We start from the raw sequence: 14,996 nt of genomic DNA on the forward strand, positions 1-14,996 counted from the left end.
CTTTGCCCGTTGATTTCCGCTCCGGGCACTTGCTTTCCGCGGGGAGGGATGGGAGCCTCCTCGGCGTACCGCCTGTGGGGTCTCCCATTCCCTCTATTCCAGCAGGAGTCAAATGCCCTCCGCTCCCATCAACTCAGGTAGTAAAGCAGGAAAATCTGAAAACATTCTTTTAAAAAAAATAAAATCAAGGACCTAAAAAAAGGTCCTTGATTTATATTTGAATATCAACAGGAAAATTTAACAGCCTTTCTTTAAAAAATATATCCAACCTTTTATTCAGCAATTTTTCCGTATCTTCCTCCGCCACCGGCAAACAAGTTTATTTTTCCTTCACGAGCTTTCGCGATGAGTTCAGCAATTTTGATTGGAACAACCTCTTTCAATGCATCATCAGGTACTTCATGCAAAATTGCCATTTCGGTTCCAAAATGTTGGAGTAGCTTATCAAGCATTTTTGGTCCCAGACCTGGAATAAACTCGAGTGGGACCTGATGAATATAAGGTGGTCGTCCCATTTTACCTTCTTCTGCTGTTTTTAGTTCTAAAATCCGATCTGCCACACCTTTGATTATCTTTCCTTTTCCACAATGCGGACATGCATTATCTTCCGTGCTTACATGATTCAAGCAATCAGCACAAACAGTCTTATGGTACTTACCAAGCTTTGGATCAAGACCATAGTTGGCGATAACCCTTCTACCCTCGGTTCCTTGTAATACTTTTTTTAACTCTAGGAATGTGGGCTCACTCATTTCCATTACTTGATATTCACGAGCAATTTTTGCTAAAGAATGGGCATCTGAATTGGTGACGAATGTGAAGTCATGTAGTTCTTTTATTTGTTCAGCCATTTCTGTATCAGAGCTTAATCCTAGTTCAATTCCATCGATTAAACTTGGGTCCAATACTTCTGTTAAAGATTGATTGACTCCCTTCCCATAAAGACTTTTAAATGGGGTAAAGACATGGGCTGGTATAAATAAACCACCTAATTCTTTTACTTTTCTCTGTAGTTCAATTCCTGTTATATATACTCGCTGTGTGCTTAAGGTTATATTTTTCAAATGACCTGATAACCAAGAAGAGAAAATTCTCATTATTTTAATGGTTGGAAAATAGCAAAGCATATGCATGGGACCATTGCACTGTTCATCGTAGATTTCCAATTCCGAGCCTGGAATTACAGTTAAATCTCCGTATATCAATCCTCCATCGGGATGCTCAACTAATTCCCCATTTGCCAAGAGATTCTCCATTTCAAGGATCACTTCAGGTGACTGGCTATCAATGATCCCAACCATATTTAGACCTTTCTCATTTCTTGCATGCTCAATGATATTGGTAAAGGTCAATGATTTTGCCCCGGTTATTTTAACAGGCTTGCCTGTCCAAGTCCGACCTATATGAATGTGTAAATCTACATAGTAATGTTTCATTTTTTTGCCAACACTTCTTGTAATTGCATGTATTGAACTGCAAAGACCGTTTTTGCATCAAAGATTTTTTGGTCTTTTATGTATCGAATTGCTTCTTCAAGAGTCAACTCTTCTAAGTCGATAAATTCATCCTCATCAAGTGGAGCTGAATTTTCTTTTTTCACTAGTCCCCTCGCAATGTATACATGGACAATTTCATCAGAAAATCCTGGAGAAGTATAAAAGGAGTTCAACAGTTCAAGACTTCCACATTCATACCCTGTTTCTTCTTCCAACTCTCTACGTGCACAAGCTGCCGGCTCCTCACCTTTTTCAAGTTTTCCAGCTGGTATTTCAACAATTGTCCGATCAAGTGCTTTGCGGAATTGCTCAACCATTACAATTTTATTTTCATCCGTTATTGCTAAAATAGCCACAGCACCTGGATGCTTGATAATTTCACGCTTTGCTTCTTTCCCATTTGGAAGTTCCACATCTTCTAGATAAAGACTAATTACTTTACCTGAAAACAGTTTTTCAGAGCGGATCGTTTTTTCTTCAAGACGGCTCATTTCGCTCACTCCTGTTCTAATCCTATATATTTTGCTCATATAGTTTACCATACTTTAATTGGAGGGGTATGGGGTGAAGATATACGTACACGAAAAAGGAATTATCCTTGTTGGCAAAGGATGGGAAGTAATACAAAAGCTTAAAGAATACAACAAATATTATTCTTCCGTTTCCGAGTGGATTCAAAACACAGCTAAAAAATAGCTATAGTTTGTAGACTCCCCCATTCTCTTGTAAAATGAAGCAAAAGAAAGTAGGGGTGGATCTGTGAAAAAACGCCAACTTGGAAACTCTGATTTATATGTAACGGAATTAGGACTTGGCTGTATGTCAATTGGTACAGATGAATTGACTGCCAGACTCATTATTGAGGCTGCTCTTTTTGAAGGTGTAAATTATTTTGATACCGCAGATCTGTATGATGCTGGAAAAAATGAAACTTTTGTTGGGAGTACTTTAAAGAAAGTTCGCGACAAAGTTATTATCGCTACAAAGGTCGGGAACCGCTGGAATAAGAACAAAGATAGCTGGTCTTGGGACCCATCTAAGAAGTACATAAAAGAAGAAGTAAAAAATAGTTTAAAACGACTTGGAACTGATTATATTGATCTTTATCAGCTTCATGGTGGAACAATCGAAGATCCCATTGATGAAATTATTGATACATTTGAAGAATTGAAAGTAGAAGGACTTATTCGCTATTATGGAATTTCCTCGATTCGTCCGAATGTTATTCGTGAATATGTGGCGAAATCTAAAATCGTTTCTGTGATGATGCAATACAGCATCTTGGATAGGCGCCCAGAAGAAGATACTTTGCCAATGCTACATGACCATGGAATTAGTGTTGTAACCAGAGGACCACTTGCAAAAGGATTACTTAGCGAGAAGATGATTGGAAAATCTTCTCAGAAGGGCTATTTGGACTATAGCTGTGATGAGTTAAATACAATCTTACCAATGCTCAAGGAGAAGATGGCTCCCGCTCGTTCTTTAACGGAGATAGCTCTTCAATATAACCTTGCAAACCCCACCGTTGCTTCAGTCGTTACCGGCGCAAGTAGTGTAGAACAAATTCAAGCAAACGCAAACGCAATAGATGGACGAGGTCTGACAAAAGAAGAAATATTGCTGATCAAAGAGATTTCAAAGGGACAGGTCTACAACGAACATCGATAATAAATGAGAGGAGAGCCTTTTGTTATCGGCTCTCCTCTCTTTTATTCGACCAATTTTTCGCTTCTTGTTCAAGCTCTTTAATAATTGGATTTTTAAAGTCCATATAGGCTTCAATATCAAAAGGGAATTTCTTTGCAGCGGTTTCTTTAATTTTTGCATAACGTTGGGCTTCTTTTGGATGCATTCGTAGATAATCACGAAAAACAAGGTGCCGGTTTATTTCAGGACTACCTTTTTGGAAAGCATGCAAATGATAAAGACGCTCACCTATTTCATTACTTTTTATAAAAAAGCGCCTGCCCTTTATGCTATTTTCTCCTTTTGAACTATAACCTACTTGCACCAGTTCCGGCGTTAGTAAATCAATAATCTTAATATCATTTACTTCCGCTAGTATATCAATAATAGGCTTAGCACTTAAACCATGAACTGATGTGCTTCCTATGTGGTGGATAACAATTTGATCTGGCTCCATAATCTTGAGAATTCTTTGTTTCTCTTCTTTATATAGCAGTATCCATTCCCTCTGATACGGAATAACTTCGACCTTGCGCAATTGCATTATTTAAATTCCTTCCAATTCATACCGCTCTCATTCAATAATTCTTCAAAAGATTTATTTTTTTCCTTTAATCTACGTTCTTCTCGCTTTCTTTGTTCTTCTTCCTCTTTCTTTTTCACTTCTGTTGCTTTTAGCTCATGTTGTTTTTCTTTTAATTGTTTGAATAAATCCTGATTGATCATATCTCCAAGTGTTACCACTGCATCATCTTTTTTCGCTTTTGGCTTTGGTTGTTTTTTCATTCTTGGCTACTCCTTTATTACTATTTTAAAACCATATTATAGCATGGAATGAAAAAAAGCAGGCTGTATGAGACCCAACCAACCTGCTTATTTTATCAATAAGTGTTTAACCTAACACTATCATCAACATGTAAAATAGCTTCTGTTGAGTTGATAACATCCTCTACAGAAAACCCTTCTGCTACCTCTACTAGTTTCAATCCTGATTCGGTTACATCCATAACCGCCCGTTCAGTGATAATCCGGTCAACTACACCTTTTCCTGTAAGGGGTAATGTACATTGTTTTAAAATTTTTGATTCCCCTTGTTTATTCACATGCTCCATGATAACAATGATTTTTCGGGCTCCGTGGACAAGGTCCATTGCCCCCCCCATTCCTTTAATCATTTTCCCTGGAATCATCCAGTTGGCCAAATCACCGCTTTCAGAAACCTCCATTCCACCAAGAATGGCTACATTGATGTGCCCTCCACGAATCATTGCGAACGATTCAGAGCTATCAAAATAGGCTGCACCACTAATCGTGGTGACTGTCTCCTTACCAGCATTTATTAAATCAGGATCAACCTCTTCCTCACTTGGATATGGTCCAATTCCAAGCAAACCATTTTCCGACTGTAGCACTACTTGTTTATTTTCTGAAATATAATTAGCAACAAGTGTTGGCATTCCAATTCCAAGGTTTACATAAAAACCATTTTCAATCTCCTTTTCTGCTCGTCTGGCAATTCTCTCTCTGACAGTACCTTTATCATTCGCCATATTTGCTCTCCCCCTATTTCCTTACGGTTAATCTCTCGATTTTTTTTTCCTGTACCCCAGCAATAAGCGTTTGAACATAAATGCTTGGAGTGTGGATATAATTCGGGTCAAGCTCACCAATTCCATAAAGCATTTCAACTTCCGCAATCGTTACTTTTCCCGCTGCGGCAATCACTGGATTAAAATTTCGAGCTGTTTTATGATAAACGAGATTACCCATCCTATCAGCCTTCCATGCTCGGACAAGGCTAAAATCAGCAGTCAGTGCTTCTTCCAAAAGATACTCTTTTCCATTAAAAATTCTTATTTCTTTTCCTTCAGCAATTGGAGTTCCTACACCTGCGGGAGTAAAAAATGCTGGTATGCCAGCTCCACCAGCACGTATTTTTTCCGCTAAAGTTCCTTGCGGAATCAGTTCTACTTCTATTTCACCTGTCAAGACTTGTCTCTCAAACTCTTTATTTTCGCCAACATAAGAGCCAACCATCTTTTTGATTTGCTTGTTATTTAATAAGAGCCCTAGCCCCCATTCATCCACACCACAGTTATTGGATATTACAGTTAAATTCTTGACACCTTTTTCAACTAACGCCAAGATCAGGTTTTCTGGAATACCGCATAGTCCGAAGCCGCCTACCATTAAAGTAGCACCATCTTGAATCTCAGCAACTGCTTCTTGAAAGGATTCACAAACCTTTTTCATTCTGTTTTTCCTCCTACCTCTTTTTTTCTATCCACTTCTTGTTCAATAAATATTTCGAGTGGCAAATCGAAATTTCCTCTATTTTTAGAAAATTTATATTATTCTTGATTTTAATAAATCAATTACTCTACAATGAAAATATGAGATCTAGGGGGAGGATATGATGCTTACATTACCGAAAAAGGCAACTATTATTGAAGTCGGTCCACGCGATGGACTTCAAAATGAAAAATTGTTTGTTCCTACTGAAATAAAAAAACAATTTATTGCCTCTTTAAGAGGAGCTGGCATAAAGGAAATGGAGCTTACTTCATTTGTTTCGCCACAATGGGTTCCACAAATGGCTGATGCTGCTGAAGTTGTTTTTGAGTGTCTTGATTCACTTACACGGAACTTTGTCCTTGCACCAAATCAAAAAGGAATTAACCGTGTGTATATGACTAATTGCAATGCAGTTGCTGTCTTTATCGGTGTTAGCGACAGCTTTAACCAAAGAAACATTAACAAAACCACACAACAAGGCATGGCAGAATTGATACCCCTCATCCAAGAACTCAAAGAAAAGCACTATTTTGTTCGTGCTTGCATCTCCACTGCCTTTTACTGCCCTTTTGAAGGGAAAATCGATCCATCTCACACGATAAAACTCTGCCACGAATTTGTAGAAGCCGGAGTTGACGAATTAAGTGTTGCCGATACCATCGGGATGGCTGCTCCAAATGAGGTCTATTCCTTGTTCTCACAATTAAAAACCACATTTGGCAACATACTTTTAACTGCCCATTTTCATGATACAAGGAAGCTAGCTCTTTCAAATATTTTGGCCGCACTTCAGGCTGGAATAGACCGATTTGACACATCTGCTGGCGGTCTTGGAGGCTGCCCCTTTGCACCTGGTGCAGCTGGAAATGTCGCGACAGAGGATGTTGTTTATATGTTGGAACGAATGGACATCAACACAGGCATTGATCTCAACAAACTACTTGAAGCGATTGAAATTATACGCCCCCATCTTTCGAGGCCGATTGAAAGTACGTATTTTCGGTTAAATACATTTGCCAACTAACCATTTTGTACGAATAAGGAGTCTCCTATTTACTCATCTTAATAATGAAACCATTATTGGAAGGAGATTTCATAATGAGCCAAAAACGGGACAAAGGCTATAGCCAAAAAGGGCAACCAAATGCCGAAACAGGAAAGCGGATGATTGCTTCGGAGGAACTTGAAAAGGCTCTCCATCCAACGAAGCGCCAAAACTCTGAACAATAACTACCTTATTTACACCAAAAGCCGCTACAAGATAAGCGGCTTTTTATGTGTTTAGAGGAATATATATTTTGGGAGGTGTTGTATATGAGAAGGACATTTCGAATCCTGTTTACTTCTTTCTTTTTTTTCCTTTCACTTGGTTTATATTTCACTAATCGGCTTATGTATATTAAAAAGAAGGATGACGATTTTATTTTAAAACGGGAGAAGGACGCTGGAAGAATAAATCTTGAGGAATTTGATTCTCTTCCAAAACGCGATGTTTTCATCACTTCTCCCTTTGGTTATCCAATCAAGGGCGTTCTTGTGGAGCCTCATCCAAGCAATCGCTATATCATTTTCGCGCATGGCGTTACTGAAACCAAAATGAATTCCATCAAGTATATGAACATTTTCTTGAAGCACGGTTTCAATGCCCTTATCTATGACCATCGACGTCACGGAGAATCTGGTGGAAAGACGACAAGTTTTGGTCATTATGAAAAATTTGATTTAAAAGCTGTTATTGATTGGCTGAAAAAAGAAAAAGGAACTGATCTTGTGTTCGGAATTCATGGCGAATCAATGGGGGCTGCAACAATGCTTTTATATGCAGGAATGCTTGAGGATGGAGCTGACTTTTATATTGCTGACTGCCCCTTTTCCGACTTTAAAGAGCAGCTTAGCTTTCACATAAAAAAAGAAATCAAGCTTCCGCCAGGATTGTTTCTTTTCGTTGCCGATTTATTTCTGCGCATCCGTGATAAATATTCGATCCATCATGTCTCTCCTATTACCGTGATCGAAAAAATCCAACATCCAATTCTGTTCATTCACAGTCAAAAGGATGACTTTATTCTTCCCTCGATGTCTAAAGATCTTTTTGCACAAAAAAAGGGAATGAAAATGCTCTATCTTGCTGCCAACGGTCTACATGCTCAATCCTTTAACAAAAACAGCCAAGATTACGAAAATGTGATTGTTGAATTTTTACAGAAATATGTTGGTTCTGAATCCTTTTCAATTTAAAAAAGATACCCGAAGAAGCTTTATTCAAGGTTAAAAACGCCTGCTATGCTGCTTCTTATTCTTTTTAAAATACAGACTATCCCATTAGGTCAGTCTGTTTCTGTTATAACAAGATTCATTCGTCCATTTAATATTTGATTCGGGCTTTTTAATTGAAAGCTGTTTGCTGTTTCGGAAAAGTCAATTTTCATTTGTTCATCAAAGAAAACAGTCTTGGCTTTTTCCATATATATCGTTCTATCATTTGTTTCAATTGCAATATCTCCCGCATCCAATTCAGACACAAGCCATAGAACCGTTACACCGTCTACTGCACAACCGCATCCTTCAATATCGTATTTTAATTTTAGGTAACCATCTAATCCCTTTGTCTTATCATTTATTTTCTCAGTTGCAGATTCTGTTATGATTATTTCCATGTTTAAAGCACCCCTACTTAGTCATATGATGATTGTATCACACGTTTTTTATGTTTCTTATTTTTTTGCCTATCAATTTAAAAGGAGAGTGTTAACGATGTCAAAAGTTCAAATCAAAGTAAATGATAATGGGTCATTAAGAGTAACCGGTGACATTGAATTGCTTGATGGTGAAGGCAATGTAATGGAAACAAAACCAAGCTTTTCCCTGTGCCGCTGTGGATTGTCTACTAATAAACCTTTTTGCGACGGTTCACATAAAGGTAAATTTGAGTCCGTTATCCGTGTTTCCAAAGAAGAATGAATTTTAACAGGGGCAGTTACTTTTTACTGCTCCTTTTTTTGCTACTCAGCTAGGCGAATATCTGCGATGTTGCCCACAAAAATTCGATGTAATTCTTCAAATCGATCAATTATATGGAGTTGCTGGCTTATTTCGTCCCAATTATGGACTTTACCAATCACAATTTCGTAAGTTCTATTCCGATAATGTGTAATCGTCACGAGCTGATCATATTCCATTGCTTCAGATAAAATTTCGTTCATGCATTCTAGCTGTTGTTCATCCATGGTTTTTTTCTGTTCATACATATCCTCTTTTACCCAGTCCCTAAGCAACTTTACATGCTCGGGAAGCATCATTGCCGTCCATTTGATCCTCCCACGGTCACGAATCATAATTCTACCTCTTTCCAACTTACATTTTATGTCCACCAACAAGTGTAGCCCGTTGCTTAGCTGTTCCTGCCGCTGTGTAAGAAATTGCGCGCAAGAGAGCACCTGAGCCAAAGCGCTCACGAACACGATCCACCACATAGCCAAGCTCTCGCCTTTTTCCCGCTCCCATATCAAAAAGATCGAGCTGAAGCTCGCTGTCGTCGACAATATTGCCAAGTGTAATGGAAATGTTTCTAACTGTATGACCGTTATAATATTCATGAAATAGGTCAAGGCAGACCTTATAAAGCTCCATTGTCACATTTGTTGGCCGATAGATTGTTTTGGATCGATGAAAACCGCCACCAAACTCTTCCTGACTGTACCCAATTCCAAGGCTAACGGTTCGGCCCGCCTTTCGGTGCGTTCTAGCTCTTCGTGCCACTTCCTCACACATTTCTAGTATTACATGCTCGACTTCTTCTTTCTCTTTATAATCCCGCAAAAGAACTTGGCTTTTTCCAAAGCTGATTTGTCCTTCAATAATTGGAGCACCCAAATTCGAAAGATCAATTCCCCAGGCATGATAATAAAGCTGATTTCCCATAATTCCGAATTTCTTTTCCAACTTTTCCAAATCAAATCGGGCAAGCTGACCAACGGTGAAAATGCCCATCCCATTAAGTGTTTTTTCAATCCTTCTGCCGATCCCCCACATTTCACTAAGCGGTGACACATTCCAGAGCTTCTCCGGGACATCCGCAAATGTCCACTCAGCAATTCCACTTCTTGCTTTCTTTGCTTCGAGATCAAGGCATAGCTTTGCCATGAGCATGTTTGGTCCAATTCCAGCCGTGCAAGGTAACTGGAACTCTCGCTCAATATCATCCTTTATTTTTTCCGCAATGGTCGTTGCATCGCCCCAAATATGGATGGCCCCATCTACTTTTATAAAGCTTTCATCCACACTGTACGTATGGATGGCTTCCTTCGGAACATAGCGATTAAAAACGCGTGAAATTTCTGTTGAAATTCGCAAATATGTTGCCATAGACGGTTCAACCACTTGAATGCGTGGATCATTCGGAATCTCAAACAACCGGGAACCCGTTTTGATTCTAAACTCTTTTTTCAGACGCGGTGAAGCGGCTAGCACTACACTTCCCTGCCGCTCCAGGTTGCCTGCAACAGCTAAATAGCAATTCAAAGGATCAAGACCACGCATGACAGCTGAACAGCTTGCATAAAAACTTTTCATGTCCACACATAAAATTTTATTTTGCGGTAGTGTGCTATAATCGACCATACCTCCATACCCCATCCTCCAAGATAAGCCTCAAAACAAGAACATCCGTTCCTTTTTATTATATTCTTTATCTTAAACGAATATACGTTCGTATTCAATAGGAATTTTATGACAAACTTATTAAGGTTTTTTAGGAAAAACAGTATAATCATACTGGAGGTGTATGGCATGGACAAAAAACTTATTTATAAAATGGTTAAAAATTGTTTTAAACAGTATTATTCTGACCTTGGCTCACTTCCAATAAGTGAGCAAGATTTTGAAAATCTTTGTATGCAAATCCTCCTAATAAAAGAGAAAGAACCCACTGCAGATTTATATGAAGTGATCAATGATATGGTGTACGAATTATTAACTATCAATTAAAGTAAGTAAAGAAAACTCGTCGATTAGCGAACCCCTAAGGGCGATGATTAGACGTAGTTGCCCTTATGCACGCTTCAGAATTTATGGATATAAATTCTGCTTAACCTAAAAAGGCCCCCGATAAACAGAGGCCTAATAAGATATTCTATTATTTTTTATTAAATGCACGCCTACCAACCCGTTCAAACAGACGCGGAAAAAGAACATAGATAACACTCCCCATATTCATCCACCTCGGCAAATTGATTTCCCTAGTCCTAGTGAGCATGGCAGCGACCACTTTTTGTGCGACATATTCAGGCTGAAGCATAAATTTTTGGACATTTTTTACATATGTACCTTTTTCATCAGCAATAGTAAAAAAATTCGTTGCAATTGGTCCAGGATTGACAGATGTTACATACACATTAGAATCGGCAAGTTCCATCCGTAAACTGTTTGTATAACCAAGGACAGCATGCTTGGTAGCGGAGTAAACACTCGATTTCGGTGTTGCAATCTTGCCAGCTTGGGAGGCAATATTGATAATATGACCGAAGCACCTTTTGCGCATTTTCGGTAAAACCATGCTAGTGCATGCCATTAAACCAATTACATTGACATTAAACATTCCTTTGATATCGTCTATTGTTGCCTCATGTGCTTCGCGGAAAACTCCAAAGCCTGCATTATTGACAAGGATATCTACTTGCCCTATTGTTTCAAAAATGTTGGTAAAGACTTCCTTCACCATATCTGTATTGGAAACATCTAACTGAACAATATCCACTTGTACTTGATATTGTTGTTGCAGGTCTTTTTGAAGTAGCTGAAGTTTATCCAACCTTCTTGCGAGCAGAACAAGATTAGCCCCCTGCCCTGCACAAATCTTCGCAATTTCCGCTCCAATCCCCCCAGATGCTCCAGTAATAACAATATTTTTCCCTTTTAATGGTTCCACCACTATTCACCTCAACTGACTTTTATCCCTGATAGGTATCCCTATTATTCACCCTTATTTAGAAAAAGAAAAGGGTTTGAATCTTTATTACCAAGCCCCCCTATTGAAGATAGATAGTCAAGCTGAGCAACAGTTTCCGAGATTGTCAGACCTAATTTACGATTGTAAACGGTGGGGAAAAGCCGTTTACATATTTCAAAAACGGTCATTGGCTCTGTTTCAAGCCAATTCTTAACTGTAAAGGCACGCTCATGCTGGCGGGAAAGTCTTTTTTCAATGAGTTCCACTAACTGGTAAACCTCTGAACCATGACCTGTATAAACCATTTGGATTGGATAGGATAAAAGCTTTTTCAATGAGTGATTATATTGAACCTGAGGCTTCGGTCTTTCTTTTTCACCTGGAGCAGGTGGCTCTAGTAAAGGATTTGGGGAAATATGTGCCAAAATATGATCCCCACCAATAAGAACACCATCTTTTTCGCGAAAAAGGACAATATGACTTTGGGCATGGCCAGGTGTTTCAATTACTTGCCAATCAAAAAGTCCAAGTGGTTGATCTCCTTCAACAAGAGGGCCTGTAAGCGAACGATTGCACGAATATTTTAGTGGTTTTCTTAAGTGGTGAATAAACGGGAAAAATTCTTCTGGAATACCGAACTCATAGAAAAGTGCGCGGTAAAACTCATCATGTTCATGAAAAAAAGCTTCCGTTCGATTTAACCATCGTTCATTTAGAGGATGTCCATATACCTCCAATGAATCCGGGAAAAAGTCGAGTAATCCAACATGATCAGGATGATGATGGGTAAGCACAACCTGCTCGATATCAGTTGGTTTTAAACCCAACATAGCTAACTGTTCTTTCAAAGATGCCCAGGCTGTATCTGTGTTTACCCCTGCATCAACAAGAGTCAACCGCTCCCCCTTAATTAAATATGCATTGACGTCTCCTACCGAAAAAGGAGTTGGTAGAGTTATCTTCGCAATACCATTTTTCCATTCTGTCATATTCAAAAGCTCCTTAACATGAAATATATTTAACGTTTTTCTTCCAAAAGTCATTTTGAACTTCATATATAGAGATAAGTGTACCGATAAAAAAATAAAATGTCATTATTTTCTCATAATTCACTTTTAAAAAAATAAAGAAAACTCGCTGATTGGCGAGCCCCTAAGGGCGATGATTAGGCGTAGTTGCCCTTATGCGCTAGCAGAATTTATGGATATTAATTCTGATTAGCTAAAAAATTCTGCAAATTTTTTCTTGACAGACAACTATAATGTAACGCATAATCACAATTAAAACTTTAACCAATATAAAAAGCAATGAGTAAGACCAGTAAATGAAAAATGGCAAAAGAGAGTGAGGTCCATTGGCTGCAAGGCTTCACTGCCCTCTTAATCATTGAACCTATCTTATGAGCGATTAGGAAAACCTAACGTAACCCCGACGTTATCGGGTTTGAGTGAACTCTTTTTGGTTTTTTTAAAAAGGGTAAATGAAGGTGGTACCACGGAAGCTAGACCTTTCGTCCTTTACGGATGAGGGGTCTTTTTGTTTTTTTAAAAACAGACAGGGGGAATATTGATGAAAAAGATAGTAATTGTAGGGGCAGGGTCGATGGCGGAAGCATTAATTTCTGGGATTGTGAAAAATGATTTACTCGATCCAAAAAATATTTGGACCACAAATAGAACGAATGAAGAAAGGCTCGTTACACTTAACAAGCAATATGGAGTTCAGTTTACCTATGATATTAAAGAATTGTTTGAGGATGCAGAAGTAGTCGTTTTAGCCATGAAGCCAAAGGATGCCTTACAAGCAATTAAACAAATTCGAAGTCACTTAACAAAACAAATGCTCATTATCTCTGTACTTGCTGGTATCGCCATAAGTGCCATCGAAGAACTAGCTGAAAAGCCACTAGCGATAGCAAGGGCAATGCCTAATACTTCTGCAACGGTTGGAAAATCTGCTACTGCAATTGCTGTTAATAAAGTCGTCTCTTCCAATCAGCTTGAAACAATTAAACATCTTTTTGGTACAGTCGGACTTACAACTTTTGTCCCTGAAGATCAGCTTGATGCCGTAACAGGACTTTCCGGTAGCGGTCCAGCCTATATTTATTATCTTGTTGAAGCAATGGAAAACAGTGCGGTTGAAATTGGATTAGAAAGACAAATGGCAAAAGAACTGATTGTCCAGACATTAATCGGTGCAGCAGAGATGTTAAAGTCGACAACAAAACCTTCAAAGCAGCTACGCCAGGAAGTCACTAGCCCTGGAGGAACGACCGAGGCGGGAATTCAGATACTTGAAGAACACAAGGTTCAGCAAGCCTTCATTTCATGCATTAAAGCAGCCGCCATCCAATCAAAGAAAATGGGAATTGTATTATGCAAAGAGCTTAATTCAGCAAAACAGTCAACTTTATAAATGGCTAACTTGCCTAGATTGTTGTTTTTCGGACAATTCAACGTCTCAAGAGCAATATTTTATATAATATTGGAAGCATTTGTTATACTAAAAGTGAAAAATACCTAGCAGGAGGATGACAAATGACCGCAAAATTATTTACTCCCTATACAATAAAAGGGGTTACCTTGAAAAATCGAATAGCGATGTCTCCAATGTGCATGTACGCAAGCCATAATGAGGATGGAAAAGTGCAAAATTGGCATCAAACCCATTATGTGTCCAGAGCCGTTGGCCAGGTGGGATTAATTATTCTTGAAGCTACTGCCGTAACTGAGCAAGGAAGAATTTCTCCTCAGGATTTAGGTATCTGGAGTGACGACCATGTTGAGGGGCTAAAGGGCCTTGTTGAGCTTATCAAGGGTAATGGTGCAAAAGCAGGAATTCAAATCGCTCACGCCGGCAGAAAGGCTGTTCTGGAAGGCGAAATACTTGCCCCCTCTGCATTAGCATTTAATGAAAAAATGAAGATTCCAAAAGAAATGACAAAAACTGATATTAAAGATACCGTAGAAGCATTTAAAAATGGGGTTGAACGAGCAAAAAAAGCTGGTTTTGATGTGATTGAACTGCATGGTGCCCATGGATATCTTATTAACGAATTCTTATCACCGCTCTCAAATAAACGAACAGATGAGTACGGAGGATCAGCTGAAAACCGTTATCGATTCCTTAGCGAAATAATTGAGGCAGTTAGAACAGTCTGGGAAGGTCCTCTATTCGTTAGAGTTTCTGCCTATGATTATCATGAAGAAGGTTTAACAGCAAGTGACTATGTACTAATAGCCAAGAGGATGAAGGAACAGGGAGTTGATTTTATCGACGTCAGCTCAGGTGCAGTTATTCCAGCACCAATTAACACCTACCCTGGTTATCAAGTGAAATTCTCAGAGGAAATAAAGCATGGCGCGGATATTGATACAAGTGCACTTGGCTTAATCACCTCTGCCTTGCACGCGGAAGAAATCCTCCAAAATGATAGAGCCAACCTAATTTTCATAGGTCGTGAACTACTTCGTGATCCGTATTGGCCACGGACAGCAGCCAAGGAACTCGGCGTTCATATTGAAGCACCAAAACAATATGGACGAGGGTGGGAATAAATTTAAAGA

Annotated in this window: 20 protein-coding genes; 9 read left to right on the forward strand and 11 right to left on the reverse strand. The window is 38.9% G+C overall.

Going from position 1 to position 14,996, the window contains the following annotated elements; all coding sequences use genetic code 11:
* Positions 1–272: 272 nt before the first annotated feature.
* Both RCG20_RS04600 and RCG20_RS04605 read right to left on the reverse strand, forming a co-directional pair.
* Complete coding sequence (locus RCG20_RS04600) at positions 273–1,436, reverse strand: endonuclease Q family protein (protein ID WP_308183065.1); 1,164 nt, start codon at positions 1,434–1,436, stop codon at positions 273–275.
* Complete coding sequence (locus RCG20_RS04605; RefSeq protein ID WP_308183066.1) at positions 1,433–1,987, reverse strand: NUDIX hydrolase; 555 nt, start codon at positions 1,985–1,987, stop codon at positions 1,433–1,435. The genes RCG20_RS04600 and RCG20_RS04605 overlap by 4 nt, the downstream gene beginning before the upstream one ends.
* Positions 1,988–2,060: 73 nt before the next feature.
* On the opposite strand from RCG20_RS04605, the gene mciZ reads away from it, so the two are divergent.
* Positions 2,061–2,192 carry a Z-ring formation inhibitor MciZ gene (mciZ, locus tag RCG20_RS04610; protein WP_308183067.1) on the forward strand — a complete coding sequence of 44 codons (132 nt, stop codon included), beginning with the start codon at positions 2,061–2,063 and terminating at the stop codon, positions 2,190–2,192.
* Between the two features lie 63 nt (positions 2,193–2,255).
* The gene (locus RCG20_RS04615; RefSeq protein WP_308183068.1) at positions 2,256–3,167 is read left to right on the forward strand and encodes an aldo/keto reductase; all 912 of its coding nucleotides are present in this window, start codon (positions 2,256–2,258) and stop codon (positions 3,165–3,167) included.
* Positions 3,168–3,189: 22 nt separating this feature from the next.
* On the opposite strand, the gene RCG20_RS04620 is transcribed toward RCG20_RS04615, so the two are convergent.
* The 4 genes from RCG20_RS04620 to RCG20_RS04635 all read right to left on the reverse strand — a co-directional run bounded on the left by RCG20_RS04620 (position 3,190) and on the right by RCG20_RS04635 (position 5,438).
* A complete protein-coding gene (locus tag RCG20_RS04620; protein WP_308183069.1) occupies positions 3,190–3,729 on the reverse strand; it encodes a GrpB family protein in 540 nt (179 codons plus the stop codon).
* The gene (locus RCG20_RS04625) at positions 3,729–3,971 is read right to left on the reverse strand and encodes a YqkE family protein (protein ID WP_308183070.1); all 243 of its coding nucleotides are present in this window, start codon (positions 3,969–3,971) and stop codon (positions 3,729–3,731) included. The genes RCG20_RS04620 and RCG20_RS04625 overlap by 1 nt, the downstream gene beginning before the upstream one ends.
* A gap of 95 nt (positions 3,972–4,066) precedes the next feature.
* Complete coding sequence (locus RCG20_RS04630; protein WP_308183071.1) at positions 4,067–4,735, reverse strand: CoA transferase subunit B; 669 nt, start codon at positions 4,733–4,735, stop codon at positions 4,067–4,069.
* A 13-nt stretch (positions 4,736–4,748) separates the two neighbouring features.
* Positions 4,749–5,438 (reverse strand): CoA transferase subunit A, encoded by a 690-nt coding sequence (locus tag RCG20_RS04635; RefSeq protein WP_308183072.1) that lies wholly within the window; start codon positions 5,436–5,438, stop codon positions 4,749–4,751.
* A 160-nt stretch (positions 5,439–5,598) separates the two neighbouring features.
* On the opposite strand from RCG20_RS04635, the gene RCG20_RS04640 reads away from it, so the two are divergent.
* The 3 genes from RCG20_RS04640 to RCG20_RS04650 all read left to right on the forward strand — a co-directional run bounded on the left by RCG20_RS04640 (position 5,599) and on the right by RCG20_RS04650 (position 7,718).
* Positions 5,599–6,504 (forward strand): hydroxymethylglutaryl-CoA lyase, encoded by a 906-nt coding sequence (locus tag RCG20_RS04640; RefSeq protein ID WP_308183073.1) that lies wholly within the window; start codon positions 5,599–5,601, stop codon positions 6,502–6,504.
* Positions 6,505–6,578: 74 nt separating this feature from the next.
* The gene (locus RCG20_RS04645; protein WP_308183074.1) at positions 6,579–6,710 is read left to right on the forward strand and encodes a hypothetical protein; all 132 of its coding nucleotides are present in this window, start codon (positions 6,579–6,581) and stop codon (positions 6,708–6,710) included.
* Positions 6,711–6,794: 84 nt separating this feature from the next.
* Complete coding sequence (locus tag RCG20_RS04650) at positions 6,795–7,718, forward strand: alpha/beta hydrolase (RefSeq protein ID WP_308183076.1); 924 nt, start codon at positions 6,795–6,797, stop codon at positions 7,716–7,718.
* 89 nt (positions 7,719–7,807) lie between these two features.
* Here RCG20_RS04650 and RCG20_RS04655 read toward each other — a convergent pair whose 3' ends face one another.
* On the reverse strand, positions 7,808–8,137 hold the full coding sequence (locus RCG20_RS04655; RefSeq protein ID WP_308183077.1) for an iron-sulfur cluster biosynthesis family protein: 330 nt from the start codon (positions 8,135–8,137) through the stop codon (positions 7,808–7,810).
* 97 nt (positions 8,138–8,234) lie between these two features.
* Between RCG20_RS04655 and RCG20_RS04660 the strand changes: the two genes are divergently transcribed.
* Entirely contained in the window at positions 8,235–8,441 is a 207-nt protein-coding gene (locus tag RCG20_RS04660) for a CDGSH iron-sulfur domain-containing protein (RefSeq protein WP_308183078.1), read from the forward strand.
* Positions 8,442–8,482: 41 nt separating this feature from the next.
* Here the strand turns inward: RCG20_RS04660 and RCG20_RS04665 are convergent, their stop codons facing one another.
* Complete coding sequence (locus RCG20_RS04665) at positions 8,483–8,815, reverse strand: YolD-like family protein (RefSeq protein ID WP_308183079.1); 333 nt, start codon at positions 8,813–8,815, stop codon at positions 8,483–8,485.
* 19 nt (positions 8,816–8,834) lie between these two features.
* Positions 8,835–10,100, reverse strand: coding sequence for a Y-family DNA polymerase (locus RCG20_RS04670; RefSeq protein WP_308183080.1), 1,266 nt, complete (start codon positions 10,098–10,100; stop codon positions 8,835–8,837).
* A 168-nt stretch (positions 10,101–10,268) separates the two neighbouring features.
* On the opposite strand from RCG20_RS04670, the gene RCG20_RS04675 reads away from it, so the two are divergent.
* Positions 10,269–10,466, forward strand: a complete 198-nt coding sequence (locus RCG20_RS04675; RefSeq protein WP_308183081.1) for a YqzH family protein — start codon at positions 10,269–10,271, stop codon at positions 10,464–10,466.
* A gap of 148 nt (positions 10,467–10,614) precedes the next feature.
* Here the strand turns inward: RCG20_RS04675 and RCG20_RS04680 are convergent, their stop codons facing one another.
* Both RCG20_RS04680 and RCG20_RS04685 read right to left on the reverse strand, forming a co-directional pair.
* The gene (locus tag RCG20_RS04680) at positions 10,615–11,406 is read right to left on the reverse strand and encodes an SDR family NAD(P)-dependent oxidoreductase (RefSeq protein ID WP_308183082.1); all 792 of its coding nucleotides are present in this window, start codon (positions 11,404–11,406) and stop codon (positions 10,615–10,617) included.
* A 44-nt stretch (positions 11,407–11,450) separates the two neighbouring features.
* Complete coding sequence (locus RCG20_RS04685) at positions 11,451–12,416, reverse strand: MBL fold metallo-hydrolase (RefSeq protein ID WP_308183083.1); 966 nt, start codon at positions 12,414–12,416, stop codon at positions 11,451–11,453.
* Between the two features lie 580 nt (positions 12,417–12,996).
* Between RCG20_RS04685 and proC the strand changes: the two genes are divergently transcribed.
* The gene (proC, locus tag RCG20_RS04690) at positions 12,997–13,845 is read left to right on the forward strand and encodes a pyrroline-5-carboxylate reductase (RefSeq protein WP_308183084.1); all 849 of its coding nucleotides are present in this window, start codon (positions 12,997–12,999) and stop codon (positions 13,843–13,845) included.
* 122 nt (positions 13,846–13,967) lie between these two features.
* Positions 13,968–14,987: an NADPH dehydrogenase NamA gene (gene namA, locus RCG20_RS04695; protein ID WP_308183085.1), complete on the forward strand. Its 1,020-nt coding sequence runs from the start codon at positions 13,968–13,970 to the stop codon at positions 14,985–14,987.
* Positions 14,988–14,996 lie beyond the last annotated feature (9 nt).

Origin of the sequence: Neobacillus sp. PS3-40, from assembly GCF_030915485.1 — a bacterium.
In the GTDB taxonomy this organism is placed as follows: domain Bacteria; phylum Bacillota; class Bacilli; order Bacillales; family Cytobacillaceae; genus JAUZPL01.